The sequence below is a fragment of the Roseomonas sp. FDAARGOS_362 genome, from assembly GCF_002754815.1.
Lineage (GTDB): Bacteria > Pseudomonadota > Alphaproteobacteria > Acetobacterales > Acetobacteraceae > Roseomonas > Roseomonas mucosa.
Genome location: NZ_CP024583.1, coordinates 197356 through 221469 on the forward strand (window position 1 = coordinate 197356; position 24114 = coordinate 221469).

Sequence of the window (24114 nt, forward strand, 5' to 3'; positions counted from 1 at the left end):
CCGTGACCCGTTCCGGCGCCCCGTGTGTGGATCAGCCTTTCCCTCGCCCATCTCTCCGAGCCGGTAGCAGGACCGGGGTCCGGCCCGGTACGCCGGCTTAGGGCGGCGGCCCCGCGCCGCTGTCGTGGCAGTATTCGCAAGTATAGATCGCCGTCGCCAAGTACAGATGGTGCGCCCGGCCCCGCCACGCCATCGTCGCAGGTCAGCCACCCACGCCCGCGCACCAGACCGGACCCCGGTCCTACTCCCTGAGAGATGCGCGAGGGAAAGGCTGATCCACACATACCCTCCCGGCGCGCCTGCACTACCGACCGCCGACCGCCCTCGGCCCCCGCAAGGGGGGGGCGTCGGTCGGCCGGACCTCCGGTGGGCAAAGGGCTGCGCCCTCTGCACTCCCCGCGCTCAGGAAAGTCTGATTTATTTCCTATTTACTTGATGGCGTTCGGGCTTGTCATGGCTAATATTATGGACACAACCCACGAATACTGTTATGTTTCTCTTGTCCCCGAGAGACGGGGCGGCCGGAAGGAAGGGGGTTCGAGCCCTTCCCCCCGGCCTCACCAGAGACAGGAACGTGCATCATGTCCCAGGCTTCCCAGAACATCGCTTCCGCCACCACCGAGAACAAGGGCGCCGACGCCGACACCACCATGGGCCGCGCCATGACCGCTGCCCGCCCCGGCAAGCCCCGCACCCCCGCCAAGGGTGGCAAGCCCGGCGGCAAGCCCGCCACGGCGCAGCAGCCGCAGGCCCCGGCCCGCCGTCCCCAGGGCAGCCGCCAGGGCATCACCCTCGCCGATGCCGGCCGTCAGGCCCCCACCCACGACATGATGGCCAAGCTGTGCCGCCTGTTCGGCATGGACCCGGTGGACGTGGACGGCATCGCCGCCGCGACGGAAACCAGCCTCGTGCAGCAGTCCGAGGACCTTCGCGAAGCCCTCAGCGACAAGGCGATGGAAATGCACTTCCAGCGCATCGTCGGCGCCTATGTCGGCAGCGCCTACGGGGCCGCCCAGTTCTTCGACAGCAAGCGCGCCATCGCCCGCGACATGGCCAGCAAGATGAACGACGACCGCGACGAGGACCGCGATGGGCCGAGCGGCTTCGAGAGCCGCGTGGAGCGTGCCCAGATCTTCGCCGCCGAGATGGCCCGCCAGAGCTACGCCACCCTTGCCGCCGCCGAAGGGGCCGTCCGCGCCTTCGAGACGATCACCGGCAACGCCTGGAAGCCCTACGTCGCCAGCACCCCCGAGAGCCAGGGGGTCGGCCGCCAGGCCGCCCAGGCCCGCGCCTCCGCCTTCGACTGACACCACAGGGCGGGGGCTTCGGCCTCCGCCCCTCCCTTCCACCGGCGGCCAGGGGGGCGACGCCCTCCGGGCTCTGCCCCCCTGGACCCCCCGATCGCTCCCCGGCCTCCCGCCACACCACCTGCGCCAGCTCGTGGCAAAACGGACGGCGCCTGCGGCGCCGAACCATACGACGGCGGCGCCAGAGGCGCCGCGCACCCGACAGGCGGACACGCCGCGCCGGCCATGCCCCCTACGGCATGGCCAGGCCGCCCCGGGCGCAACGCCGCTCCGCGACGCCGCCCCCGGCGCAACCCGGCCACGCCAGGGCGCATGGCAACCCAACCGTCGCCACCCGCCTCACTCGCCCGGCAGCAGCTGCCACGTCAGCGGCATGTTGCCATCCTCATCCAGCGTCGCCCCGGGCCGCGCCGCGCACACCTGCCGCGCCCGCCCCTGCTCCCCGACCACCGCCCCTTCCGAGTAGCTCTGCCCGGCGAACACGCACCCCGCCGCCGCACGCCGCGCCGCAGGCCGCTCCGACCCGAACACGCTACCCCCGCCCCAGCCACCGGGCTGGCTCGGGCCCGCCCCGAACGGGCCCGCCACCGGCCCGCTGTTGAACGGACCTCCCCCATACCCCGGCGACGTCACCACCGCCCCGGGCGAATAGCCCGGTGGCAGCAGCGTCTGCGCCACCACCGCACCCGGCACCAGCAGCACCGCCAGCATCAGCATTCGCGTCACGTCGAGGCCTCCTCCGATCCGCGGCGCCTTCCTCGCACCGCCGCCGGCACCCTCGCGCTGCCGCTTGCGAACGGCATCCTTCGCGTCGCCCGATACCGCGCACGCCGTTCGCATCGCTCCCTGGCAGGCTTCACAGATGCCCGACACCCTGCCAGACTTCCTCGTCCCCACCGCAAGACTTGCCGAGCGCGTCGCGGAACCCGGGACCCGTGTTCAACGCGAACACACCGCCACCACACCCACCGTCATGTCAGGCGCCCGCCTCGGCCGCTGCCTCATCGTCATCGGCTGGGCCAAGCGCGAACTCGCCCGCCGCACCGGCCGCCACCAGACCCAGATCCGCCGCTGGCTCAAGGGCGCCTCGCCCATCCCGCAGGACGTCGCCGCCTGGATCGAGGCCCTGGCCGCCTTCGTCGCGGCCCATCCCGGGCCGCGCCTCGCCGGCCTCAGTCGGCTCGCCGACCGCTGAACGCCAGGATCAACACCACGAACCCGATCGCGCCCCACCAGCCGAGCTGCGCCACCTCGCGTGCCTGCGGCCCGCTCGCCATCAGCGCCCCCAGCACGCAGAACACCGCCCCGGCCGCGAACCACGCCACGCCCGGCGGTAGCGTCCGCCACATCCTGTCCAGCATCCCGATGCTCCTGCCGCGGCCCCTGATCCGGCGCGCGACGCCACCATAGCACCAGGGACTGAACCGACGGTTCCCGGAAGGCGGCCGGAGGCCATCCGGCCCCCGGCCGGCGGCGTCAGCGGCGCGGACGGATGTAGTCGAACCCGGGTCGCCCGTTCGACATCATCGCCGGCACGCACCGCACGCCGGGCGCGTTGTTGTTCACCCAGGGCTCCAGCACCTTGGCTTCCACCCAGCCAGGCCGCCCGTCCATGTGCAGCACCTGCAGATAGCCGTTCTGCAGCACATGCGGGTTCTTGACGATCACAGAAACCGTCGCGATCCCTACCTCCACTGCGCCACGCTTCGGTTCAGCGAGCACCCTTGGCAGATCATCCCAGGTCTCATTCTCAGGGCCGGGTCGGAGCTGCATGCACTCGTAGCCCTGAATATGGCCCGTCACATGCGGGCCGGCAGGTGTGGGCTGTGCCTGTACCGAAACCACGTACATTCCTACAGCCAGGGCAGCCAGTGCCAGCGACTTGATCACCATTCTCTATACTCCCAAAAGTACGGATTGGGTTGCCGCGTCACCCATCCTGGACGACATCATCGCCCGCCATTGGCCTACCGTCGTGTCACGCGTGATGCCGTTCTGCGTGAACACGTTGTTGGAAGCTCCGGACATGATCTCTCCCATCGTCTGGGAACTGTCCGCCTGGGCAATGGCAACCGTATAACGCTGACCGAAATTGTAGCCGCCCCGCACGTCCAGCACCGTCGGGTTGCTGATCCCGGCAGCCTGTAGCCGCTCCGCCTGCGAACGTAGGTAGGCCGCCGCGCTGTACGCCTGGTTCCCCGCATCCATCGACCCGTCCACGCCTCGGTTGATCGTGCCTGCTAGGCTGGGGTTGTACCGAACCGCCTGGTCCGCCCCCCACTCGAAGGTAGCATCCAGCATCTGGAATGCCCCCCGAATGCCCGCGACCGACCCGTTCACGCTCTGGCACCGGCTCTCCACCATGCACGTCGCCGCCAGCGCCGAGGGGTTCACCCCCACCGCCGTCGCCGCCTCGCTCGCCTGCGTCCCCCACGACCGCGACGTCATCAGGTCCAGCGCCGTGCTGCTGCCCGTGACGGTCCAGCCGCTGCCGCTCCCCGAGCCGCTTTCCGAGCCGTTGCCGCTGCCGCCAGTGCTCGGCGTCGCCGAGCCCTGGGCCGGCACGATGGTGAAGGAGCCCAGCCCCATCTCCATCACCCGCGGGATCACCTGCTCCGGCACCCCGTTCATCGTCATGACGCCCGATTGCGCCAGCGCCACGCCAGCCGGCCCGGCGATGGCCAAGGCCACCGCCAGCATCGCCCTGGGGCTGTCTATGCTCCCTCCGCCTCGATACCGCTTCATCGCCGTCGCCTCCTTCGCGACGGCGGCTACCTTTCCAGACCCCCGTGCGAATGACGGTCCGTCCGGTCGCGACGACGGTTTCCCTCAGCGCGCCGGGGCCGCCGGCCTCGCCGGCGTGGGCGTGGGCGGCAGCCCCCGCGTCAGGTGCCCATCCATCTTGCACCACATCTCCCCGTTCTGCGCCGTCACCATCCGCTCCTGACACCGCTGCACCGTCACGCCCAGCGCCGCCGAGTCCTGCCAGAACGAGATCAGGTAGCCCGCCAGGAACACTCCCACGAACATCAGCGCCCCGCGCGCGTAGAACCCCGCCCGACGCCGCCGGTCGTAGGCCACCTCCTTGATGACCAGGCTCCCCCGCAGGGAATCCACGATCCCCGGTGCGACCTCCTTGACCATCCGCTCGATGACCCGCTTGCGCTCCACGTCGTTGGCCACCGCCGCGGCCTGCGCCTGCGCCGTGGTCGCGTTGGCCAGCCGGGTCGCCTCCCGCAGGCGTTCCAGCTCCTCCCGGCTTTGTGCCTGCGCGGCCGCCACCACGCCCCGCAGGTCCTCCCCCATCCCCACGGCCATGCTGGCGAACGCCCGCTGCGTCCCCGCCATGGCAGCCACGAAGGCCGCCTCCGGATGCCCGGGAACCACGTCGAGAGCATCGAGCGCTCGCATGAGCTCGCGCTGCGCGTCCTCCAGATCCTCCCGCGCCCGCTGGCCGCGCTCGACCAGCCCTGAGATCGTCGATGTCTGCATCCCGTCCATCACTCGGCCGCCTCCGCGGGCGTCGGCGCCGCTACGGGGAGCCTCGGCAGCCACTCCGGATTGATCTCGGCGAAGAAGGCCGGCATCGACTTCTGCCACCAGGTCGCCACCCGCGACCGGTCGAAGATCGAGGTCGGCGGGTACCCGGCCACCTGCTTCCCGTTCGCCGCGTCCGAGAAGCTCAGCCCACGGTCCGTCACCTGCGCCATGCAGCTGAGCGCCGGCATCATCGCGACCTTGGCGCCCTTGCGCATGGCATCCTTGAAGGTCTCGTGCTCGTAGATCTTGCCGAAGGCGAAATCGGCGTTGCGGCCGGACCTAAGCAGGCCCTGGTTCAGAACCAGCAGCGTCGCCTCCGGGCTGAACATCCCCTCGCCGGCACAGTTGTTCAGGTAGTCCAGGTCCGCGAACTCGGCCCCGAGCAGATGGACCGCCACCGGCCGGATGCCCGCCCCCTCCAGCTGCTCGACCAGCTGCGTCTCCTCCGCCAACTGCGTCAGCGCCGTCTCGCCGCCGCCGACGTCCAGGATGGCGTCGTACCGCTGCTCGATCTGCTCCATCATCCGGCCCTCGATCCAGGCCATCGTATCCTCGAAGGTTCCGGCGGGCGCCGACTGGGCATCCTTGTCGAAACGGTTGAGCGTGTGGGTACTGTTCGCCTGGTCGGCGTTCCACAGCCGCAGGTCCGCCCCCCGCTCCTTGAAATACTGGCCGACCGCGTTGAGGAAGGTGGTCTTGCCCACCCGCTGCCGGCCGATCGCGATCAGCAGCACGGGCTTGCGTCCGTCCTGCGGGGTCTGATTCCGAATCCTGCTCATCCTACTGGCTCCTGCCGATCCTGAGCGCCCGGTCCGCGTGGCGAAGGCGTGCCCTCAGCTTGTCCATCTCCGCCTGCGCCTCGGGCGGAAGGTCCGCATCCGCCGGCGCCGGCTTGGATGAGGTGCCACCGTCCGACGCGAACGGCGGGTGCATTTTCGGCGGGGTGGGAGGATTGGGGGGCCGCTCGACGCCCGGGGGCGGGTGGTTGGTCTTCGGCGAGCGATTGGGCGCGGACTTACCTACTTTAAGCTTGGGCGCGCGTGCCTGATCCCGAAGGAGGGCTTTTTCCCGGCATACACGCTGCCAGGTCCTTACGACGATGGAAGCCGATGGCTCGGCTCCGCGCTTGCCTTTTACTCCGTCAATCTTGAGGCGGGCGATCCACGCATCCCAGCCCGTCTTGTGTTGGGTCAGGCCTTCCTCCACGGCCTCATAATGGTCCCATAGCCATCGAAAGAGGGGGCTTTCATTGGCGTGCGCGTTCTCGGTGAAGAACGCTTTGAGCTTTCGGCCACGCAGCGTGCTCATCTCGCATGGCTCGCGCGTTCTTGCACCGTGCGGGTCGTCTCAGGGCAGGGGCCCCGGTCGGCGGCTGCCGCAGCATTGTTGTCCCGTTGTGCCCGCAATGTCGTCGCGTTGAGCAGTCGTTGCGATTCTGTTGCTCTTCGATTGCGGGGTGGTTGTCGGTGCGTTGCGCTGGCATTGCGGTCGGCTTGCGCCGGCATTGTTATTGGATTGTGGGTCAAGAAGCTGAGCCATACACCATTGCACCCTATGTGCTCGGGCCCGTGGCCCGATCCTCGCTCCGACACGTCGATACCTCCATTCGCAAGCCACCCTGGCAGTCTCCTTCCCCACCAGAAGGAGGTCCGCCGTGGACGAGCAACCCAACACCAATCCCTTGCGAACGGCCGCATCGGAGGAGGTCCTGCGCCGCCTCGATCACCAGGACACCGTCCTGCACAACCTGGGCGAGCAGTTGGCGGCCATCATCAAGCTGCTCACGCCGGCTCCCCGGGAGGGGCCCACCACCACCGAGATGCTCCAGGCCATCGTCGCCCTGCTCGGCGAGCACACGACCGTGCTGCGCGATCTCGAAGGCCACGCCCTCGACCTCACGCGGGAGCTGCCCCGCCTGGTCGCCCACGAGGTCGTCCTGGCGCAGCGCTTCGGGGAGCGGCAGCCATGATGACCTTCCGCAAGCTCGCCGCCGCCAGCTCAGGCAGGCTGCTCCGCGCCTACTTCACCGAGAGCACCCCCGAGCCAGCCTTCGATCCGGCGGTCACGCCAGGAAAGCATCTCGATCCCGGCGGGCGGCTGACCGCCTACTATACCGGCCGCGACAGCCGGGCCTCCTGGCGGCCGGACATGCCCATGGCCATCGCCCAGGCCCTCGGCATCGACGTCTCCCGCATGCCCAGGGACGAGGCGCTCGACCGCCTGTTTGAGGCCAGGCGGGCCGATACCGGCGAAGCCTGGTCGGGCCAGAAGCGCGTGATCAGCGCCTATGACCTGACCCTCGCCCCGCACAAGTCGGTCTCCCTGGCCGCCGAGTTCGCCGCCACCCCGGCCGAGCGGGCCGCGATCTGGCACGCCATCGACCGCGCCAACGACGCCACCATGCGCTACGTCGCCGCCGAGCTGGGCTGGGCCCGCAAGGGACAGGGCGGGGCACTCGGGGCCGACCCCGGGGCGGTCGGCTGGGTCAGCTTTCGCCACCACACCGCCCGGTCGACCGTCTCGGTCCGCGACGGCAGGGACGGCGCCACCTACCTCGCCACGGTCGCCACCATGGACGGCGATCCCCACGCCCATATCCACAACGCCCTGTTCAACGCCGTCGTCACCGAGGACGGCCGGGTCGGCTCCCTGGACACCCAGCGCCTGCACAGCCGGGTCCACGAGTTCGGCGCCTACTTCCAGGCCCGGCTGGCGGACCACCTGCGCGAGCTGGGGGCGCGGGTGTCCTACGACCGCCAGCAGCAGGCGGTGGTGCTCGACGCCATCCCGCAGGCGGCCTCCGACCTGTTCTCCAAGGGCCGCCGGCAGGTGGAGCGGTCCGCCAAGGCCTACGCCAGGAGCCAGGGCCTCGACTGGGACACCATGTCCGCCGAAGGCAAGTTCAGGATCCTGGCCGTCACCGGCCTCGCCACCCGCCTGGAAAAGAACGGCCCCAAGGGCGACCGGGAGATCTGGTTGGCCCAGGCCGAGGCCATCGGCTGGCAGCACACCACCGTCATGGACGAGGTGGCCCACCCGAGGCTGTCGGACGCCGAGCGGTTCGACCGGGCCTACCGCTTCGCCGCTCGGCACCTCGCCACCGAGTTCCGCACCGCGGCGGTGATCGACCACGACAAGCTGCGCCTCCATGCCGCCCGGGGTCTGATCGGCACCGGCATCGCCGGCGGCACCGGGGACATCGACCGGGTGGTGGAGCTGATCGAGCGGCGCGGCATTACCCTGCGCGGCGAGCAGGTCGCCCTCGTCGTCGGCCTCTCGGGCGACAAGGTGCGGGTGACCAACACCGCCCAGCTGCGGCTGGAGGAGGCGCTGCAGGCCGAGGCCCACCGCGCCGCCCGCGACCGCTCCGGCGCCCTGCCGGCCCGCGCCATCACCGCGGCGATCGACGCCGCCATCCGGGCCGGGCACCTCGACCTCACCCGCGAGCCCGCCCATGCCGCCGCCCAGCGCGCGGCGATCTACGCCCTGGGTCAGGGCGGGGCGCTGTCCATGCTCACCGGCGTCGCCGGCGCGGGCAAGACCACCCTGCTGCGGCCGCTGGTCGCCGCCTGGAAGGCCGACACGCGCTTCGACGCGGGCGGCCGGGAGGTGATCGGCGCGGCGACCGCCTGGCGCCAGGCCAGCGCCCTGGCCGAGGCCGGCATCGGCCAGACGATTGCCATGGACCCGCTGCTGAAGGCCATCGAGGCCGGGCGGATCGTGCCGACCCGCAACACGGTGCTGGTGATCGACGAGGTGAGCCAGGTCGCCCCCTGCGCCCTGCTGGCGCTGCTGCAGGTGCAGGCGCGGACCGGCATGACCCTCAAGGTGCTGGGCGACCGCGAGCAGGCGCAGTCGATCGAGGCCGGCGACGCGGTGGAGCTGATGCGCCGGGCGCTGCCGCGCTCGGAGCAGACGGAGATCCTCGACACCGTGCGGCAGCGCAGCCTGGAGGACCGCCGGATCGCCGGGCTGTTCCGCGAGGGGCAGGCGGCCGAGGCGCTGGCTCGCAAGCGGGCGCGGGGCGACGGCTCGGCCCGGCTGCTGGGCGGCGACCAGGACCAGGTGGTGGAGCAGATCGCCGACCACTACCTGGCCCGGCGCGACGCCCTGCTGGCCGCCGGCTCGAAGCTGGAGGTGACGGTCTCGGCGCCGACCAACGAGGACGTGGCCGACATCAGCCGGGCGGTGCGCGCGCGGATGCGGGCGCGCGGCGAGATCGGCGCCGACGAGGTGGTCTACCGGGCCATCGACCAGCGCGGCGAGACCTACGACCTGCCGATCGCCACCGGGGACCGTATCCGGCTGTTCCGGCGGACCTGGGCGGCCCTCGACGACGGCCAGCGGACCTTCATCGGCGCCAACGGCGACGTGCTGACGGTGGTCGGGCGGGGCCGGGAGGGCCTGCGGCTGCGCAACAAGGACGGAATCGAGGGCGAGGTGGAGTGGCGCCGGCTGACGGACGGCGCGACGGGGCGGCTGCTGCTGGGCTTCGGGCACGCCCTGACCGTGGACGCGGCCCAGGGCATCACCTCGGGCGAGCACATCAACGCCCTGCCGCGCGGCACCGCCGGCGTCACTGCCTTCAAGGGCTACGTGGCCGAGAGCCGGGCGAAGGGCACGACCTGGACCATGATCTCGGAGGCAGCCACCTTCGAGGCGGTCAAGCGCGGCCGCGCCCTGGGCGACGCCACGCCCATCACCAGCGAGGACCTCTGGGCCAAGGCGGCCGAGGGGCTGGCGCAGAAGCCCTACAAGCCGCTCGGCACTGACCTGCTCTCTTACATCCGGGAGGGCCGGGAGAAGGCCACCCTGTCCTTCATCCGCTTCCAGCATATGGTGGAGACGGCCGAGCACCAGGGGCGCGACCTCGGCCGCGAGATCCGTGAGCACCGGCAGGCGGTGGCCCTGCAGGCGGCGATGCCGCGCAGCATCGCCGCCCTGGACGCGGCGCTGTCTCTGATGCGCGGCGGGTCGGGCGCGGCGGCCGAGGAGCATCTGCGGCGGCTGCGCGTCGAGACGGAGGTGGCGCGCCGGGAGATCGAGGGGGTGGCGAAGCCATCGACGCCCTCGCCTGGAATGGGATGACCGTCAGCAATGGGTGCAGCCTGTGTGGAAACGAGCATCTTGTCAGTCTGCGCGTGATCGCGCCGGGTTCGCCGAAGGGGTAGCCGGGCGTGGTGCCGAGCCTATCACGCCCGGATGGCCTCCATCAGTGGCCTGACGCCTAGGATCGCGATGACCCGCTTCATGTTGTAGGCCAGAACCTGCAGGCTCATCTCCGTGCCGACCCGTTTCAACGTCCGGGTCAGGAAGTGCGTGGCGCCCATCCAGGCCTTGATGGTGCCGAACGGATGCTCAACCGTTTGCCGCCGCAGGATCATCGCCTGCGGAACCTGGTCGAGCCGCTTCTGCATGGCGTCCAGCACGCCCTCATGCTCCCAGCGAGTGACCCGGCGCATCTTGGCCGGCGTGCACTGCGCCTTGATCGGACATTCCGGGCACTTGGTGGTCCAGTAGTGCCGCAACGTCATCCCGTTCTCGTCGACGCGGTTGAACCACCACTTCATGGTCTCGCCGGCAGGACACCGGTAGGCGTCCTGCCCCGGCACATAGACGAAATCCTGCTTGCCGAACCGGCCATCCGCCTTGGCGCCCGAGGTGTATGGCTTGGGCACGTAGGTCACCATCCCGGCCTCCTCGCAGGCGACGATCTGGCGGCCGGCGAAGTAGCCACGGTCGGCCAGCACGGTCAGCGCCATCCGGCCCGTCGCCTCCTGGGCCAGCTTGCCCATGTGCGCGAGCTGCGCGCGGTCGCTGGTGGCGTTGGTGACCTCGTGTGCCACGATCAGGTGGTGCGTCGCGTCCACGGCCGCCTGGACGTTGTAGCCGACCACCGTGGTGCCGCGGCCCGAGGTGGTCATGGCGCGCGCATTCGGGTCCGTTAGCGAGACCTGCCCGTCCGGCGCAGCTGCGACGACCTTCTCCATCTCCCGTAGGTGCCGCATCTGCTCGCGCAGCCGGTCCAGCTTCTCCCGCAGGCGTTAGACTTTTGCCGTGGGCACACCGGGGTCGTGCCTGTCGGCGGTATCGAGTGCCGCCAGGTAGCGAGCGACGTTGGCCTCGGCCTGCTCCATCCGTCGCTGGATGACGGACTGGCTGTAGGTCTTGTCACGGGCGTTCACCGCCTTGAACTTGCTGCCGTCGATCGCGACCAGGCTGTCGGAGAACAGGTCGAGCTTGCGGCACAGCAGGACGAACTGACGGCAGGTCGCCTTGATGGCCGGGCCATTGTCCCGGCGGAAATCGGCGATGGTCTTGAAGTCGGGTGTCAGACCCCGTTTCATAACGGCTGAGCCAGACGCCGGACGAGGATCATGGCGGCGGCGAGGGTGAAGAAGGCGACGGCGGAACCGACGGTGGCCTCGTGATCGCGAGCGAGGCGTCGGCAGCGGCCGAACCAAGCGAAGGACCTCTCCACCACCCAGCGCCTGGGTTGCACGGCGAAGCCTTTCTGGCCGGGTGCGCTGCCGATGATGGTAACGGCGACGGGGGAGGCTCGGGCGACACGCGGACCGGCGTAGGCGCGGTCGGCGAAGCAGCGGGCCAGGAACGGCCAAGGGCGGCGCGACATGGCCAAGAGGGCCGCACCCCCTCGGCTGTCATGCAGGGAGGCGGGCAAGATGGCGGCGAGCAGGAGCCTACCGTCCGTGTCCACCAGGGCGTGGCGCTTGCGGCCCGTCACCTTCTTCCCGGCATCGTAGCCGCGGACACCTTTCACGCCGACACCGCCCGAGCGGACGGATTGGGCGTCCAACACCGCCGCTGTCGGTGAGGCCTCTCGGCCGACCCGCTCGCGGTCGGCCATGATGAGGGCGTGCGCCAGTCGCTCGAAGGTGCCCTGGCGCGAGAGGCGCAGGAACCAACGGTGCACGGTCCCGGGCGGCGGGAAGTCGCGGGGCAGATGCGCCCAGGCGCAGCCGGTATGGAGCACGTAGAGGATCGCATCGACGACCCGCCGCATCGGCCAGGACCGGGGCCGTCCGGTCTTTGCAGGGCTTGGCAAGAAGGGCTCGACCAGGGCCCACTCGGCATCGGTCAGGCACGTTGCATAAGGCTGGGAGCCGCGCGCAAGCTGCGCGCGGGCGGCAGGGGTCCACATGGGCCACCTCGAAGGACGTCAGACACCCTCCGAACGCGCAGAACCCCCGCCGCTCACCCCGCCTCAGCCGTTATGAAGCGGGTTCTGAGCGATACTGCGCCCATCAGGCTCTCGGCCGTGACCACCTGACAAACCGGCACAGACCGGCCCAGCCCACCAGGAGCCACCGCTCCTACACCACGTGACGAGACACGATCCGCGGTCCTCGAACGGTCGCAGCAACCTGATCAGCCGTCTTTCCACACACCCTCGGTGGAGAGCGGCCATTCCTTGACAGTGGAGAATGGAAAAAAGGTGCGGCAACGAAAGGCCTTGAGCGCGCCCGCAGGATAGGGTAGCCCCCTACCTTATGTCACACTTGAGCAAGGATACTGCCAAGCTCGTTTCTCGGGTCCGGCGCCTCCAGGGGCAACTGGAAGCCGTCTCGCGTCAGTTGGAGGGCGGTGCCGGTTGCGGCGACGTGCTCCAGCTCGTCGCCTCGATCCGAGGGGCGCTCAACGGGCTGACCCTCGAACTCATTGACGATCATGTGCGCCACCATGTGATCGACCCTGCTCGCGAGGCCGATCCCGCCAAGGCGAAGGGCGCATCCGACCTGCTGGCGGTCCTGAGGACATACCTGAAATGATTATGACCGCTACGCCGAGTATACCGGCCGGCCACCCGAACCACGCGCACGACTTCCTCGGCGCCAACCACGGCCAGAATGAGCGTCGTGTCCGAGCGGTCATCGCACTGACCGTCGCCATGATGGTTGTCGAGATCGTGGCGGGCGTCGCCTACGGCTCCATGGCGCTGGTCGCGGACGGCCTGCACATGTCCACCCACGCCGCCGCCATGCTCATCGCGGCCGGGGCTTACTTCTACGCGCGCAAGCACGTCACGAACCCGCGCTTCACCTTCGGGACAGGGAAGTTCGGCGACCTCACCGGCTTCGCGAGCGCGGTGATCCTGGCTCTCATCGCGCTGTTCATCGGCTACGAGAGCCTGCTGCGCCTGACGGACCCCGTGCCGATCGCCTTCGGGCGGGCGATCGGTGTCGCGGTGGTCGGCCTCGTCGTCAACCTGGCCTCGGCCTGGCTGCTGAGGGACGACTACGCGCACGACCACGGCCACCATCACGGGCATGGCGATCACGGCCACGGCGGGCACGACAACAATCTTCGGGCCGCCTACCTGCATGTCCTCGCGGACGCGCTGACCTCGATCCTGGCCATCGTCGCTCTTGCGCTGGGAAGCCTGTACGGCTGGACTTGGCTTGATCCAGCCATGGGTATCGTCGGGGCATTGGTGATCGCCCGCTGGTCCGTGGGGCTGGTCCGCAGCGCCGGCGGTGTGCTGCTGGACTACGTTCCTCCGGGCGAAGACCTTCCCGAGGAGATCCGATCGGCAATCGAGAGCGGGGATGACCGGATCACTGACCTCCATGTCTGGCAGGTCGGCCCCGGGCACCACGCCGCTATCGTGTCCATCGCGACCCCGCACCCTCAGCCTTTGGCCAGCTACCGCGCCAAGCTGGCTCACATCCACGACCTGTCGCATCTGACATTGGAAGTGGAGGCGATCTAGAGAAGGTCCGTTTTGGGTCGCCTGCCGCGGTAGCCTCACCGGCCGGGGCCACCGCTGGGGGGAGGCTGACTTCCGGCGCTGGACTGCTGCCCCTTCCTGGGACGGTTCTACAGGTTGACGTCTAGCCTCAGCCCAGGTGCTGGGCGAGGAAGTTGCTGATGAGGTCGGCCAACACGTCGGGCCGCTCCAATGCTGGCAGGTGTGCGACGTCTGTCAGCTCGTGCAAGGACCCGCCCGGCACTGTCTCTGCAATGTGGCGCGAACGCGCCTGAATGTGCGGGAAGTCGAGGTCGCCCTGGATGACGAAGGTCGGCACTGTGATCGTGCCGAGCCGCCCATAGGCCGGCGTCCGATCGAGGTTCGCCCCAACTGCCGGCGCACTGAGCGCAATCCCAATCATGTCGAGGAAAAGCCGACGCGGCGCCCCCCCAACTCGCCCCTCCGGCGCGAGCGGGCCGTCAAGCCAGAGCCGGGCTTTTGCCGCAGCTGTCCGAGTGGGATCGCCTGAAGCTTCGGCCGCCTGCGCCCAGGCGACCATCTCCGCTACTTCCGGGGAGTAGTCCGGCGCGGGCGCTCCCTCGACACTCGGCGCGATCAGCACGAGGCCGCGGACGCGCGCGGGATACCGCAGCGCCGCGTCGAGCGCGATCTTTCCGCCCATGGAGCAACCGACGAGGACGGCGGGTTTGCCTTCCGTCACGGCGTCCAGCACGGCCGTTAGGTCCTCCACCGCAGAGTGGTCCTCCCGTTCGGCCTGTGTTTCACCAAAGCCGCGCCGGTCGTATGCGATGACCTGATGGTCCGTGCCGAGGCACCCCATGGCCGCTTGCCATTCGCGACGGTCACCAGCGTTGCTGTGGAGGAGAACGACCGGTTGTCCTTGACCGACTATATCAGCGGCGAGGAAGGCACGACCTGAGGCGATACGACGGATCTTGGACATGATCCATCCTAACCCGGATGGAACGACGTGACACAGGTGGTGAGGAAGCAAGCGTCGGATACCGGAGAGTCTGCTGTGGGTCGAGGCTGTCTGAAAACACACGGTGGTTAGGTGCCTTGGAGAGCGATATGCTCCCCAGGGCGCCCGCCAGCAGCCCCGAAATCCCATCGAGAAGATGGATATTTTCTTCCGATCCCGGAGACTGTCAGGAATTTCGTGTGGTGCGGGGCATAGTAGGGACGAAGGAGACCCCCTATGGCCCGACGGAAAGAGCCTCGGATCCCGGATGCGATCCTGGACCGGTTGCTGGCCGGTGCCGATGCCAGAACGGCCTTCGAGCAGGGCGGCCTGCTGGATGAGCTGAAGAAGGCGCTCGCCGAGCGGGCGCTGAACGCGGAGATGGACCATCACTTGGCCGGAGAAGGCGGCGAGGGCAACAGCCGCAACGGCTATGGCCGGAAATCGGTGGTGACCGACAGCGGCAAGCTGGCGCTGGAGATCCCGCGAGACCGGCAGGCGAGCTTTGATCCGCAACTGATCGCCAGGTACCTGCGGCGTTTCCCCGGGTTCGATGACAAGGTGATCTCGATGTACGCCCGCGGCATGAGCGTGCGGGAGATCGTGGGTCCAGTGCCCACGCCACGTCGTGGATACGGAGTTTCTGGCCCGGCGCCGCCAGCAGGGCGCCACGCACCACGATCCGCTCCAGCGCGCCGAGGCGGCTCGGTGACAGGGGCCGCGTGCCGGCGCAGTGCCAGCGCAGCGGCGGTCCCCGCCGGCTCCCGGCCGCACCGAGGCGGACCAGCGCCTGCAACTCGGCGGCAGCGACCTCAACGGGCAGTCCGCTGCGCGCCACGACACCGGCGAGGTCGATCTTTCCCTCGCCCGCGAGCACGGCCGCCACCCGCCGGCTGGATGACCAATCCGGGGCCACCGGCCCATCCCGCAGGTCCGACAGCGCATCGCGGGCGATCAGCAGGTCCTGGCAATAAGGGCGCACCCGGCCATCGCGGCAGAGCCGCAGCCGCCGCCGCGCCACCACGAGCGGCGGGGCGCCGCAGCGCCGGGCGAGATCCGCGACCCCTCGCGGCGTTGACAGCGCGGCCAGGAGGCGACCCGGCAGATCATTTTCCATGACCCGGGGTGCCGTCATGCCGCGAGCCGCGCGATCAGGGAGCGCAGCCGCTCGGCGAGGACCTCCGGCGGCATCGGGGGCGGCTCGGGCAGGGCGATGACCCTGGCCTCGGCCACCGTCGCGCCGATCGCCGCCGCCGTGGCCCGGGCTTGCGCCGGATCGCTGCCGGCCTGCCGCTCGATGGCGGCGACCGCCTGCTCCAGGCGTGGGTCGCGCCTCATGCCGAAGGCGCCGGCAGCCACGGCGGGCGGGGCGCCCGCGGCCTCCGGCGCAGCCTGGGTCGCCGTCTCCAGCATGGGGGTGCTCGACGTGCTGGGCGGCTCCGTCCCGGCCTCGCCGGCCGGGCGTGGCACCTCCACCGTCCCGGCGGCGGCCAGGGCCACGGCCGCCGCCTCGGCCAGAGTCGGCGCCGCCGCCGTCTCCGCGGCGCCGAGCATCGCCGCCAGGACCGGATCGTTCTCGGTGGCGTCGCGCCCGACTGGCACCAGACCATTCCCGATCCGCGCCGCCACCTCGCCGATCCGCTCCGCCGTCCCCCTGGTCTCCTCGGACGGGCCTTGCAGCAGGACCGGGCGGTTGCGGCGGATGGAGCCCTCGACCGGGATATCGGCGTGGAACAGCTTCGCGTAGATGCGCCGGCCGCCCAGCATGACGATCGCCTCGCCCTCCAGCAGCCGCTGCAGGTCCGACCAGGCGACGCGGTTCACCTTGCGGACCTCGGCCGAGGGACCCTCGCGGTAGTTGCCCGCCTCGCCGGCCACGAAGCTGGTGGCCTGCGTCACCTCGGTCTCGCCGGCGGTCTTCTCGATCCAGTCGCGGGTGCGCTGCGCGTCCTGCTGGCGCATGGCGATGGTCAGGTTGGCGTTGCCGAGCAGCGAGGCGGTCTTCTCGCCGAGCCGGGCCCAGAGGCCGCTGACCTCCTGGAAGGCCAGCCAGAAGCAGATGTTGAGGCCGCGCCCCATCGCCAGCATGCGGTCCATGCCGTTGGTGGCGTAGTAGGCCAGTTCGTCGAACACCACGTAGAACGGTCCCTCGCCCATGCCAGGCTTGAGCGCGAAGATCTCCCGACTGTCGCCCTCCAGCCGGGCGCCGAGCAGCTGCGCCAGCATGCCACGCAGGGAGGCCACAACGATCTTGCCCAGCGAGGCCAGGGTGTCGTCGGAGTTCTCCAGCGCCGGCAGGTTGACGACGAGGATGCGCCGGTTCAGCACCACGTCGCGCATATCGATGTCGCCGTGCAGCACCTTGAAGATGTGGCCCAGGCTGACCGAGAGCTGCGTGAAGGGCCCGGTGAAGTAGAACAGCGCGAAGCCGTGCTGCTTGGAGGGCTCCTCGCCCTTCTGCTTGTTGAAGGGCTGGGTGGTGTCGTAGCCGGGCAGCTCGCCGAGATAGGCATTCAGCGGGTAGAGGATCTCCTCGGGCATCTCGTTGACGTGGATCTCCGTCGCCGTGCCGCTGATGCCCTCGCGGTGCAGGAAGATCCTGCGGGTGGCGAGCGTGCCGATGGAGCGCAGCTCCAGCGCGAAGCGGATGGTCTCGATGTTGACCGGGATGCCCCGGTTGTCGCGCATCCAGACCAGCACCGGGGCGATGGTGCCGACCAGCGCGATGGCCCGGGTGCGGAACACGCCGTTGCTGTCCTCGGATCGCTGCTCGCCGAGCTGGCTGACCAGCATCTCGCGCAGCGCGTCGGCATTGCCCGAGGCGAAGGGGTTGAAGGTGTTGGAATCCTTCACCCCGGAGGCGACGAGCAGGTTGAGGGCGAGCAGGTCGTCCTCGCGGCCGTAGCGCCGCAGTAGCGCCGCCACCTGACCGAACAGCTGGTTGTCGGCCTTGCCGTCCACCAGCACGAAGCCCGAGCCCTGGGCGAGCGCGTTGGTCAGCAGGCTGAGGATGGCGGTGGTCTTGCCGGCGCCGGTGGTGCCGGGGATGGTGCCGTGCTGGCGGGCATCCTCGTTGGTGATCCACAGCTCCTGCCCGCTCACCTGGTCGTTGCCGAGGTAGAGGCTGCCGGCGGCCATGCGCGGGCGGCGGTCCTTGGGGCTGGGGTAGTTCCAGTCCGGCTGCGCGGCGCTGCGCGGCAGGCGCAGCGGCGGCCTGACGCGCCGGCGCATCACCCAGGCTGCATAGGCGAGCGACCCCGGCACCAGCAGGTCGATGGCGGCCGGGTAGAGGAAGGCCACGGCCGCCGTCGTGCCCAGCAGGAGGCCGGAGAACTGGCTGCCGAGCAGATCGGCGAGGCGGATGGTGAGCGGCCGCACGTCGCGGTAGCCCATCCCGCCGCCGCGCTCGAACCGGCTCTGCGGCCCGGAGATCTCGCGCTGGATCATGGCGGGGCGCTCAGCGTTCCAGCCCGAAGCCGTCGCGCGCCGGCCGCGCGGGACCGGGGGGTGCCGCCGCCGGTGCAGTTGCCGGACGGGGCGTGGCGGCCGGGGCCAGCGGCGCCGTGCCCGGTGGCGCGGAGGGCGGCAGCACCAACGGCGGCTGGCCCAGCTGCTGCTGCAGCTGCCGCAGCGCCGCCGGTCCGGGCGACGGCAGGTCGGCGCCGGGCTGCGGACCACGCGGTCGGGGCGGCGGCAGCCGCAGCGCCCGGGCTTCGGCACTGGCCAGCCGATTGGCCTGATCGTCCGATCCGCGACCCGTGAACAGGGAGCCGCCCAGGAAAGCCAGCCCCATGCAGGCAGCCAGCACCAACCAGTCGCGTCGGCGCCGCCCGGACGACGTGGTTCCCACCGCCTCGCCCCTTCCGGCCGCCCCCTCGGGTTGGCCGAGGTGGAAGTGGACATGCACGGGCCGGCCCTCGTCCTGCTGCCGGACCGACGAGACCGTCCGGCCCAGGAAGCCGGCGAACTGGTCCTCGGGGTTGGGGTTCATGGCTGCGTCCTCGCTTTCTGCTCCTCGGCATGCTGGCGGAGCGCGATGCGAACGGCCCGCTCCGCCTCGTCGAGCTGCGGCGGGAACAGGGGACAACGGGCCTGGCGCTCGGCCTGCCAGTGCGAGCGCGCCCCGACCGCCTCGACCCGCGGGTTGGGCTGGCTGTTCTGCCCGGGGCCGTGGCCGGGGAAGCCCAGCGAATGCAGGGCGTACCAGAGGGATCGGTCGAGCAGCTTGAGGCCGTTGAACTGCGCCGGGGCGAGTATGCCGGACTCCAGCCGCGCGGCGTTGAGCAGCCCCATCAGCGCGGTGGCCTCGTAGGCGTGGCGGGCGGCGGCCGCCTCGGCCGCCTCGTGCGCGGCTCCCTCGGCCAGCACGGCATCGGCCCGCAGCAGGACCGCGCCGGGGACCGGCAGGCTCTCCTCGGGGCCGGTGGGCGACGGATCACGGGTCTGCCCCAGCGCCTCGGCAAGATCGCCCAGCAGCTGCTGGCATTCCTCGCGCCGCCCGCCCAGGTGCAACGCGAAGGCCACGAACACGACGCGCCCCGCCGGGGAGGCCCGGCGCGGGCCGCGCCAGGCGGGGCCAAGCTGAAGGGCCAGCGCCTGCCGCAACAGGGTCCCGTCCACCTCCCCCTTGGCATCGAGGCAGAAGCGGCCGGCCCATTCCTGGACGTGCAGGGCGGGATCGGCCGGCCGAGGCGCCTTGGGAGCCGGATCGACGAGCTTCATGCACCGGCCGAGCATGGCACTGGCCGCCCGGTAGAAGCGGGCCTGCTCGCGCAGCAGGCCGTCGAGGTCGAAGCGCCGCCGGAAGCGGCCCGGCGGCGCCCCGACGAAGCAGAGCACGGCCAGGGCACCGATCAGCCCGGCCGCCGGCCAGCGGAAGAAGGCGTTGACCTGCCCGCACATCGCCACCAGGCGCTCGAAGCTGACGGTCGCGTAGTTGCCGTGGATCACGCCCTGCCGCAGCGCCTCGTAGCCGTCGGTGAAACGGCCGATGAGGGTCATCTTGCGGATCTGCAGCCAGGCCACCGCCTCGACCACCTCGGGGTGGTAGTTCGACCACAGCATCCAGCCGAGGAAGCCGCAGCCAATGACGATCACGATCAGGCTGAGGAAGACGTAGTCGTCGCTCGACGCCCAGCCGCGGCGCGCGCCGCCTCCCGCCGTGCTCATGCCGGGGCTCCGAAGAACACGATGTTGGCGTGATGGCGCCTCGGCTCGATGCCTTGCCGCTCCGCCGGCTGGGTGCCGTCATAGCCTGGCAGGGCCGCGAGATAGAGGTTCAGCGGCCAGACGATCCCTTCGGGCATCGCCCGGGCATCGACCTCCATCACCTCGCCGCCGATCCGCCGCCGGGTGGCAAGGGCCGCGATCGAGGACAGCTCCATCGCGAAGCGCACCGCCGCGTTGTCGAGCAGCAGGCCGGTGTGGTCGCGCATCCAGACCAGTACCGGGGACAGCGCCCGGATCAGCCGGGCCGCCAGGGTGCGCCAGGGGCCGTGGCAAACCGCGCGGAAGCCCGTCATGCGGCGCAGCAACGCGAGGCTGACCGCCTCGGCGTCGCCGTCGCGCAGGGCATCGGGCGGGCAGTCGGGAAAGCAGGCGCTGGCCATGCGGGTCTCCGGTCTCATGCCCGGAGTCTGCCGTGGGTCCTTGCGAACGGCGCCGGTCAGGCGGCCGCTCAGGGCACTCCCCTGGACCCCGTGCCGCTGGCCCGGTCGCGCAACCGCAGGACCTGGGCCAGCACCAGGCGCAGGTAGCGATCCTTGTAGACGTCGGTGCGGGAGTGGTAGCGGCCGACACCCTCCCAGAAGTCGCCGCCGGCGCTGTCGAGGGCGGTCCGCAGGATCCAGGCGCCCGCCTCGACATTGGCGCAGAAGTTGTTCAGCAGCGCCTCGCGCGCGGCCGGCGCGCTGGTCCCCCAGCGCCGGGCGATGGCCGGCAGATGGATCTCGTTGATCTGCATTGGGCCGATATCGACCGTGCCGTTGGTGTTGCCGCTGGTCCGGCCGATCGAGCCGCCCTCGACCGCGAGCAGCACCGCGATCACGCCCGGTGGCACCCGGTGCAGCGCCGCGGCGGCGCGGATGCACTCGGTCACCGCCGTCACCGTGGCGTCGGAGACGCCGCTTGCCCGGACCGGTCCGCCCAGGAGGCAGGGGAGGATGGCGGCGGCCAGCAGGGTGGCTCTCATGGGCTGGCTCCCGGGGCCGGGCGCCGGGGTGGGGTGGCCTCCGCGCGCAGCGTGCGCCAGACCTCGGCGAAGTCGTTGACGACCAAGGCGTCCGGGCCGCCGGTCCGGTGGATCGCCTCCAGCGCCGAGAGGGCCACGACCGTGAAGGGCTCGCCCCGCACCGCCGCCACCCGGTAGCCCAGCAGCGCGGCGGCGTCGCGATGCTGCTCGACCCCCAGCCCGCGCCCGGTGGCCGCTTGCCAGACGGCGCCGGCGGCGGCCAGGATGCTGGGCATCACCCCGTCCGGTGCGCCGGCCAGATCGGCGGGCAGGCGGTGCAGCCGGCCGGAGGCCTCGTCGCGCAGCAGCAGGGGCCTGCCGTCGCGCTCGACCATCGCCTGCAAGGCGCGGCCGAGCCGGTCGAGATCCAGGGGCGGGCTCATGCCAGCCTCCGGCGGCGCCAGGCGGGTACGGCGGGCCGCAGCCGGCCGACCAGCCAGCGGCGCAGCACCCGCAGCAGCGCCGGCACCGTCAGCCCGAAGAAGCTGATCGTGCCGAAGAACACGGTGCCGGCGAGGGCGACGTAGAGGGTGGCCCAGCTCCAGTAGACCACGAAGCACAGCACCGGCAGGCAGGCGCGGGCGTCGAGCATCAGGATGCGCACGGGCAGGGCGGTGTTGCGCCACATCAGCCGATCTCCTTGAGCGCGCGGGCGGCCACGGCCTCGGTGATCCGGCCCTGTTCCAGGGCCGAGCGGATCGAGGCGGTGAAGCTCTGCCCCTGGGTATCGACCGCCTCGCGAGTGATGACCGGCCAGGCGCCGGGATCGGCCCGCAGCAGCCGGGTCCGCAGCCCGGCGTCGAAGGCCAGGAACTCACGGATCGCCGTGCGCCGGCCGTCGGCCGAGGGCAGCAGGCGCTGGTTGACCACGAGGCGCAGCGACTGCGCCACCGATGCCACCAGGTTGTCGCGCTCGTCGCGCGGGCAGAGGGTGGTGATGCGCTGCATGGTCAGCGGCACGTCGTCGGCGTGGATGGTGGTGGTCAGCGCGTGGCCGGAGATGGCGGCGTGGATCGAGGCGGCCATGGTGGCGCTGTCGCGGCACTCGCCCACGATGATGTCGGTGGGCTCGCGGCGCATGCAGCCGCGGATGAAGGCCTCGAAAGTCGGCAGATCGCGCGGCACCTCGGTCTGCGCCATGGTCGAGCTGGCGGTCGGGAAACGGTCGAGCAGGAACTCGACCGGCGCCGCCGCCTCCTGGATGTTGTAGTGCCCCTCCGGGTCGGCCAGCTTGGCCACCGTCATGCCGGCGATCAGCGTGGACTTGCCCGAGCCGGTGCCGCCCGAGACGATCACCATGCCGCGCTCGGGGAAGCAGGCGGCGAGGATGCCGGGCTCGACCAGCTGCTGGGCCAGCGAGGGCGGCAGGTCGGGGATCGGCCGCAGGACGATGTTGGCGCCCTCGCGCCGCGCCGCGCGGATCGGGGTGGCGTTGAGCCGGAAGCGCAGCCGGCGCGAGCGGGACAGGCCCACCTCGTAGCTGACGTCGAAGTCGAAGCCGCCCTGTAGCCGGGCGGTGCCGTCGGCGCCGTAGAGGTGGTTGGTGATGTCGCCGAGTTCGACCTCGCTCAGCATGCCGAGCGTGGCGCGGCGGTTGCGGCCGTGGATGCGGACCCAGACCGGGTGGCCGGTCTGGAAGGCGATGCGCGAGGCACCCTGCTCGTAGGCCCAGACCAGCAGGGCATCGAGCCCCGGCGCCTGCTTGCGTGGCTCGGTCACCCAGCGCTGGCCCTCGCCGGGCCAGGGAGCCGGGTCGCGCGCCGAGGCGGGCGCCTCGCCGGCCCCGGCCGGCAGCGGCAGGACGAGGTTCACCGGCAGCCTGCCCCAGGCTGCCAGCGCCGGATATTCGCCTGCAGGCCGGGCTGGTCGGTGATGCGCACCACCCGGTCGCCGATGTTCAGCCGCGCCCGGCCGCCCTCGCTGTTGCGGGTCTCGAAGGCGACCCGCGGCTCCTCCACCAGCCCGGCGCGCAGCAGCACCCGGTAGCGGGCCATGCCGACGATGTCGCGCTGCAGCCGGCCGAGATCGGAGAGGAAGATCGTCACCGCCTGTTTCTCGCCCTGGGCCCAGCCCTCGGCGACGCCGCGATTCCAGTAGGCCACCTCCTGGCGGGTGCGCGGCAGCGCCGCGTCGGCCGGGCGGGCCGGGCTGCCCCAGGCGCGGACCAGGTAGGAGCGCCAGTCCGGCGGCGCCGAGGTGAGCTGCGCCTCGCGGGTGATCTCGAAGATGCAGGAGGTCTCGCGCGCCACCTGGCCGTTCTCGCCCAGGGCGAAGGCCATCTGCGCCTCGGAGACGATGGGCGGGCGCATCAGGGTCTGGCCGCCGCCCACCGGCAGCACCAGGGGGCGGAAGTCGTAGGTGGCGGTGAGCTGGGCCTCGTAGCGCCGCAGCATCTCGTTGATGGCGAAGGAGCGGGCGGCGAGCCCGCCCTGGGCGCCGTAGGTCATGGCGGCCTGCCGGAGCACCTCGGCGCGGCCGGTCTCCAGCCCGTCGCCGGGCAGGTCGCCCGGGCGGGCGGCCTGCAGCGCCTCCAGCGAGGGCGGGGCGTCGCCGCCCTCCACCACCGGCATGTTGCCGGCGCCGGTGATCGGCTGGTTCAGCTGGCTGGCCAGAGCCCGTGCGGCGGCGTCGTACTGCACCTCGCCCGGCATGGGCGGGCTGGCGAGGAAGCGCACCGAACCCTCGGCACGCACGCCAGGGGCGAAGGCCAGGGCGAGGAGGGCGGTCGCGGCGAGCAGCGCCGGGCGCCGCGTGGCGGGGCGGGGCTCAGACACGGTGCACCACCTGGACCGTGCGGGAAGCCGGATCGAGCTGCACCGTGGCATAGGCCCCGGCCTGCTCGCCGAGGGCGGCGAAGGCGTCCACGACCGTGGTGGCGGGCAGGTTGAGCGAGACCGGCACGGGCTGCGGCCGCTCGATCCCCTCGGCGCTGGACACCACCACCCGGTAGCCCACCACGTCGGCGAGCTTGCGGACGCCGTCGGCCAGCGGGCCGTTCCAGGCGAAGGCGATGGGACGCTGCAGCTCCTCCGGGACCACGCGGCCGCGCCGGGCGGTGAGGTCCACCCGGCTGACGCCGCCGAGCTGCGAGAGCTGCTGCCCGACCTGCTCCATCGACTGGCGGAGCGCGATCTCCGGGTTGGGCATGCCGGGGGTGGCGATCTCGGTCGTGGGCCCGCGCGTGGCACACCCCGCGAGCCCGACCAGCCCGATCAAGGCCGGCAGCAGCCGGCTGTTCATCCTCGCCATGCGGGACCTCCGTTCCTTCGCGGACAGCATGGCGGAGCGCGATGCGAACGGGATGCTTGCCGCGGAGGAGGACGGCAGCTGCGTCAGCGGCCTTGGC

The 24114-nt window shown here is 71.1% G+C and carries 26 protein-coding genes and 2 pseudogenes; 8 read left to right on the forward strand and 20 right to left on the reverse strand.

Features of this window, described 5'->3' with window-relative positions:
• Positions 1-581: 581 nt before the first annotated feature.
• Positions 582-1307 (forward strand): hypothetical protein, encoded by a 726-nt coding sequence (locus CTJ15_RS02705; protein ID WP_099781049.1) that lies wholly within the window; start codon positions 582-584, stop codon positions 1305-1307.
• A gap of 339 nt (positions 1308-1646) precedes the next feature.
• Here CTJ15_RS02705 and CTJ15_RS23710 read toward each other — a convergent pair whose 3' ends face one another.
• Entirely contained in the window at positions 1647-2033 is a 387-nt protein-coding gene (locus CTJ15_RS23710; RefSeq protein WP_126281757.1) for a hypothetical protein, read from the reverse strand.
• 247 nt (positions 2034-2280) lie between these two features.
• On the opposite strand from CTJ15_RS23710, the gene CTJ15_RS02710 reads away from it, so the two are divergent.
• Positions 2281-2502 (forward strand): nuclease, encoded by a 222-nt coding sequence (locus CTJ15_RS02710; protein ID WP_099781050.1) that lies wholly within the window; start codon positions 2281-2283, stop codon positions 2500-2502.
• Here the strand turns inward: CTJ15_RS02710 and CTJ15_RS24140 are convergent.
• From CTJ15_RS24140 to CTJ15_RS23720, 6 genes are all read right to left on the reverse strand, one after another.
• Positions 2480-2668 (reverse strand): hypothetical protein, encoded by a 189-nt coding sequence (locus CTJ15_RS24140; RefSeq protein ID WP_099781051.1) that lies wholly within the window; start codon positions 2666-2668, stop codon positions 2480-2482. The genes CTJ15_RS02710 and CTJ15_RS24140 overlap by 23 nt on opposite strands.
• A 115-nt stretch (positions 2669-2783) precedes the next feature.
• On the reverse strand, positions 2784-3200 hold the full coding sequence (locus CTJ15_RS23715; RefSeq protein ID WP_126281759.1) for a hypothetical protein: 417 nt from the start codon (positions 3198-3200) through the stop codon (positions 2784-2786).
• Between the two features lie 3 nt (positions 3201-3203).
• Positions 3204-4007, reverse strand: coding sequence for a hypothetical protein (locus CTJ15_RS24975; protein WP_126281760.1), 804 nt, complete (start codon positions 4005-4007; stop codon positions 3204-3206).
• A 129-nt stretch (positions 4008-4136) separates the two neighbouring features.
• Positions 4137-4799 carry a hypothetical protein gene (locus tag CTJ15_RS02730; protein ID WP_126281761.1) on the reverse strand — a complete coding sequence of 221 codons (663 nt, stop codon included), beginning with the start codon at positions 4797-4799 and terminating at the stop codon, positions 4137-4139.
• An 8-nt stretch (positions 4800-4807) separates the two neighbouring features.
• The gene (locus CTJ15_RS02735) at positions 4808-5626 is read right to left on the reverse strand and encodes a zeta toxin family protein (protein ID WP_099781055.1); all 819 of its coding nucleotides are present in this window, start codon (positions 5624-5626) and stop codon (positions 4808-4810) included.
• Between the two features lies 1 nt (position 5627).
• A complete protein-coding gene (locus CTJ15_RS23720; RefSeq protein WP_126281762.1) occupies positions 5628-6155 on the reverse strand; it encodes a hypothetical protein in 528 nt (175 codons plus the stop codon).
• A gap of 346 nt (positions 6156-6501) precedes the next feature.
• On the opposite strand from CTJ15_RS23720, the gene CTJ15_RS02740 reads away from it, so the two are divergent.
• Both CTJ15_RS02740 and mobF read left to right on the forward strand, forming a co-directional pair.
• Complete coding sequence (locus tag CTJ15_RS02740; protein WP_099781056.1) at positions 6502-6816, forward strand: hypothetical protein; 315 nt, start codon at positions 6502-6504, stop codon at positions 6814-6816.
• The gene (gene mobF / locus CTJ15_RS02745; RefSeq protein ID WP_099781057.1) at positions 6813-9935 is read left to right on the forward strand and encodes a MobF family relaxase; all 3123 of its coding nucleotides are present in this window, start codon (positions 6813-6815) and stop codon (positions 9933-9935) included. The genes CTJ15_RS02740 and mobF overlap by 4 nt, the downstream gene beginning before the upstream one ends.
• Before the next feature lie 104 nt (positions 9936-10039).
• On the opposite strand, the pseudogene CTJ15_RS02750 reads toward mobF, so the two are convergent.
• A pseudogene (locus CTJ15_RS02750) lies at positions 10040-11182 on the reverse strand (IS1182 family transposase); the annotation flags it as partial.
• Positions 11183-11190: 8 nt separating this feature from the next.
• Positions 11191-12009: an IS5 family transposase gene (locus CTJ15_RS02755; RefSeq protein WP_099781058.1), complete on the reverse strand. Its 819-nt coding sequence runs from the start codon at positions 12007-12009 to the stop codon at positions 11191-11193.
• Positions 12010-12358: 349 nt separating this feature from the next.
• On the opposite strand from CTJ15_RS02755, the gene CTJ15_RS02760 reads away from it, so the two are divergent.
• Complete coding sequence (locus CTJ15_RS02760) at positions 12359-12637, forward strand: metal/formaldehyde-sensitive transcriptional repressor (RefSeq protein WP_099781059.1); 279 nt, start codon at positions 12359-12361, stop codon at positions 12635-12637.
• Entirely contained in the window at positions 12634-13578 is a 945-nt protein-coding gene (dmeF, locus tag CTJ15_RS02765) for a CDF family Co(II)/Ni(II) efflux transporter DmeF (RefSeq protein ID WP_099781060.1), read from the forward strand. Before CTJ15_RS02760 ends, dmeF begins: the two co-directional genes overlap by 4 nt.
• Before the next feature lie 127 nt (positions 13579-13705).
• Here dmeF and CTJ15_RS02770 read toward each other — a convergent pair whose 3' ends face one another.
• The gene (locus CTJ15_RS02770) at positions 13706-14521 is read right to left on the reverse strand and encodes an alpha/beta fold hydrolase (protein WP_099781061.1); all 816 of its coding nucleotides are present in this window, start codon (positions 14519-14521) and stop codon (positions 13706-13708) included.
• Between the two features lie 255 nt (positions 14522-14776).
• Here CTJ15_RS02770 and CTJ15_RS02775 point away from each other — a divergent pair.
• Positions 14777-15148: pseudogene (locus tag CTJ15_RS02775) on the forward strand (transposase); the annotation flags it as partial.
• Between the two features lie 124 nt (positions 15149-15272).
• Positions 15273-15440 carry a hypothetical protein gene (locus tag CTJ15_RS24145; protein ID WP_193009567.1) on the forward strand — a complete coding sequence of 56 codons (168 nt, stop codon included), beginning with the start codon at positions 15273-15275 and terminating at the stop codon, positions 15438-15440.
• A 230-nt stretch (positions 15441-15670) separates the two neighbouring features.
• On the opposite strand, the gene CTJ15_RS02780 is transcribed toward CTJ15_RS24145, so the two are convergent.
• The 10 genes from CTJ15_RS02780 to CTJ15_RS02825 are packed head-to-tail and all read right to left on the reverse strand — an operon-like array spanning position 15671 to position 24017.
• Positions 15671-17986 carry a type IV secretory system conjugative DNA transfer family protein gene (locus tag CTJ15_RS02780; RefSeq protein ID WP_099781062.1) on the reverse strand — a complete coding sequence of 772 codons (2316 nt, stop codon included), beginning with the start codon at positions 17984-17986 and terminating at the stop codon, positions 15671-15673.
• Positions 17987-17996: 10 nt separating this feature from the next.
• Positions 17997-18530, reverse strand: coding sequence for a hypothetical protein (locus tag CTJ15_RS02785; protein WP_099781063.1), 534 nt, complete (start codon positions 18528-18530; stop codon positions 17997-17999).
• On the reverse strand, positions 18527-19708 hold the full coding sequence (locus CTJ15_RS02790) for a hypothetical protein (protein ID WP_099781064.1): 1182 nt from the start codon (positions 19706-19708) through the stop codon (positions 18527-18529). Before CTJ15_RS02790 ends, CTJ15_RS02785 begins: the two co-directional genes overlap by 4 nt.
• On the reverse strand, positions 19705-20166 hold the full coding sequence (locus tag CTJ15_RS02795) for a hypothetical protein (RefSeq protein WP_151904018.1): 462 nt from the start codon (positions 20164-20166) through the stop codon (positions 19705-19707). Before CTJ15_RS02795 ends, CTJ15_RS02790 begins: the two co-directional genes overlap by 4 nt.
• A gap of 50 nt (positions 20167-20216) precedes the next feature.
• Positions 20217-20729 (reverse strand): lytic transglycosylase domain-containing protein, encoded by a 513-nt coding sequence (locus CTJ15_RS02800; RefSeq protein WP_099781066.1) that lies wholly within the window; start codon positions 20727-20729, stop codon positions 20217-20219.
• Positions 20726-21151, reverse strand: coding sequence for a hypothetical protein (locus tag CTJ15_RS02805; protein ID WP_099781067.1), 426 nt, complete (start codon positions 21149-21151; stop codon positions 20726-20728). The genes CTJ15_RS02800 and CTJ15_RS02805 overlap by 4 nt, the downstream gene beginning before the upstream one ends.
• Positions 21148-21396: an IcmT/TraK family protein gene (gene icmT / locus CTJ15_RS02810; protein WP_027297355.1), complete on the reverse strand. Its 249-nt coding sequence runs from the start codon at positions 21394-21396 to the stop codon at positions 21148-21150. Before icmT ends, CTJ15_RS02805 begins: the two co-directional genes overlap by 4 nt.
• Complete coding sequence (locus tag CTJ15_RS02815; protein ID WP_099781068.1) at positions 21396-22580, reverse strand: type IV pilus twitching motility protein PilT; 1185 nt, start codon at positions 22578-22580, stop codon at positions 21396-21398. The genes icmT and CTJ15_RS02815 overlap by 1 nt, the downstream gene beginning before the upstream one ends.
• Positions 22577-23542: a type IV secretory system conjugative DNA transfer family protein gene (locus tag CTJ15_RS02820; protein ID WP_099781069.1), complete on the reverse strand. Its 966-nt coding sequence runs from the start codon at positions 23540-23542 to the stop codon at positions 22577-22579. Before CTJ15_RS02820 ends, CTJ15_RS02815 begins: the two co-directional genes overlap by 4 nt.
• A complete protein-coding gene (locus CTJ15_RS02825) occupies positions 23535-24017 on the reverse strand; it encodes a DotD/TraH family lipoprotein (protein ID WP_193009556.1) in 483 nt (160 codons plus the stop codon). The genes CTJ15_RS02820 and CTJ15_RS02825 overlap by 8 nt, the downstream gene beginning before the upstream one ends.
• Between the last annotated feature and the right edge of the window lie 97 nt (positions 24018-24114).

Bases quoted from the DNA above. Each gene is read 5' to 3' on its own strand.
- CTJ15_RS02760 (WP_099781059.1), top strand. From the start codon at position 12,359: ATGTCACACTTGAGCAAGGATACTGCCAAGCTCGTTTCTCGGGTCCGG.
- CTJ15_RS02705 (WP_099781049.1), top strand. From the start codon at position 582: ATGTCCCAGGCTTCCCAGAACATCGCTTCCGCCACCACCGAGAACAAG.
- CTJ15_RS02805 (WP_099781067.1), bottom strand. From the start codon at position 21,151: ATGAGCCCGCCCCTGGATCTCGACCGGCTCGGCCGCGCCTTGCAGGCG.
- icmT (WP_027297355.1), bottom strand. From the start codon at position 21,396: ATGTGGCGCAACACCGCCCTGCCCGTGCGCATCCTGATGCTCGACGCC.
- CTJ15_RS23720 (WP_126281762.1), bottom strand. From the start codon at position 6,155: ATGAGCACGCTGCGTGGCCGAAAGCTCAAAGCGTTCTTCACCGAGAAC.
- CTJ15_RS24975 (WP_126281760.1), bottom strand. From the start codon at position 4,007: ATGCTGGCGGTGGCCTTGGCCATCGCCGGGCCGGCTGGCGTGGCGCTG.
- CTJ15_RS02770 (WP_099781061.1), bottom strand. From the start codon at position 14,521: ATGTCCAAGATCCGTCGTATCGCCTCAGGTCGTGCCTTCCTCGCCGCT.
- mobF (WP_099781057.1), top strand. From the start codon at position 6,813: ATGATGACCTTCCGCAAGCTCGCCGCCGCCAGCTCAGGCAGGCTGCTC.
- CTJ15_RS24140 (WP_099781051.1), bottom strand. From the start codon at position 2,668: ATGCTGGACAGGATGTGGCGGACGCTACCGCCGGGCGTGGCGTGGTTC.
- CTJ15_RS02795 (WP_151904018.1), bottom strand. From the start codon at position 20,166: ATGAGACCGGAGACCCGCATGGCCAGCGCCTGCTTTCCCGACTGCCCG.
- dmeF (WP_099781060.1), top strand. From the start codon at position 12,634: ATGATTATGACCGCTACGCCGAGTATACCGGCCGGCCACCCGAACCAC.
- CTJ15_RS23715 (WP_126281759.1), bottom strand. From the start codon at position 3,200: ATGGTGATCAAGTCGCTGGCACTGGCTGCCCTGGCTGTAGGAATGTAC.
- CTJ15_RS02780 (WP_099781062.1), bottom strand. From the start codon at position 17,986: ATGATCCAGCGCGAGATCTCCGGGCCGCAGAGCCGGTTCGAGCGCGGC.
- CTJ15_RS02800 (WP_099781066.1), bottom strand. From the start codon at position 20,729: ATGAGAGCCACCCTGCTGGCCGCCGCCATCCTCCCCTGCCTCCTGGGC.
- CTJ15_RS02785 (WP_099781063.1), bottom strand. From the start codon at position 18,530: ATGAACCCCAACCCCGAGGACCAGTTCGCCGGCTTCCTGGGCCGGACG.
- CTJ15_RS02825 (WP_193009556.1), bottom strand. From the start codon at position 24,017: ATGGCGAGGATGAACAGCCGGCTGCTGCCGGCCTTGATCGGGCTGGTC.
- CTJ15_RS02755 (WP_099781058.1), bottom strand. From the start codon at position 12,009: ATGTGGACCCCTGCCGCCCGCGCGCAGCTTGCGCGCGGCTCCCAGCCT.
- CTJ15_RS02790 (WP_099781064.1), bottom strand. From the start codon at position 19,708: ATGAGCACGGCGGGAGGCGGCGCGCGCCGCGGCTGGGCGTCGAGCGAC.
- CTJ15_RS02735 (WP_099781055.1), bottom strand. From the start codon at position 5,626: ATGAGCAGGATTCGGAATCAGACCCCGCAGGACGGACGCAAGCCCGTG.
- CTJ15_RS02710 (WP_099781050.1), top strand. From the start codon at position 2,281: ATGTCAGGCGCCCGCCTCGGCCGCTGCCTCATCGTCATCGGCTGGGCC.
- CTJ15_RS02730 (WP_126281761.1), bottom strand. From the start codon at position 4,799: ATGCAGACATCGACGATCTCAGGGCTGGTCGAGCGCGGCCAGCGGGCG.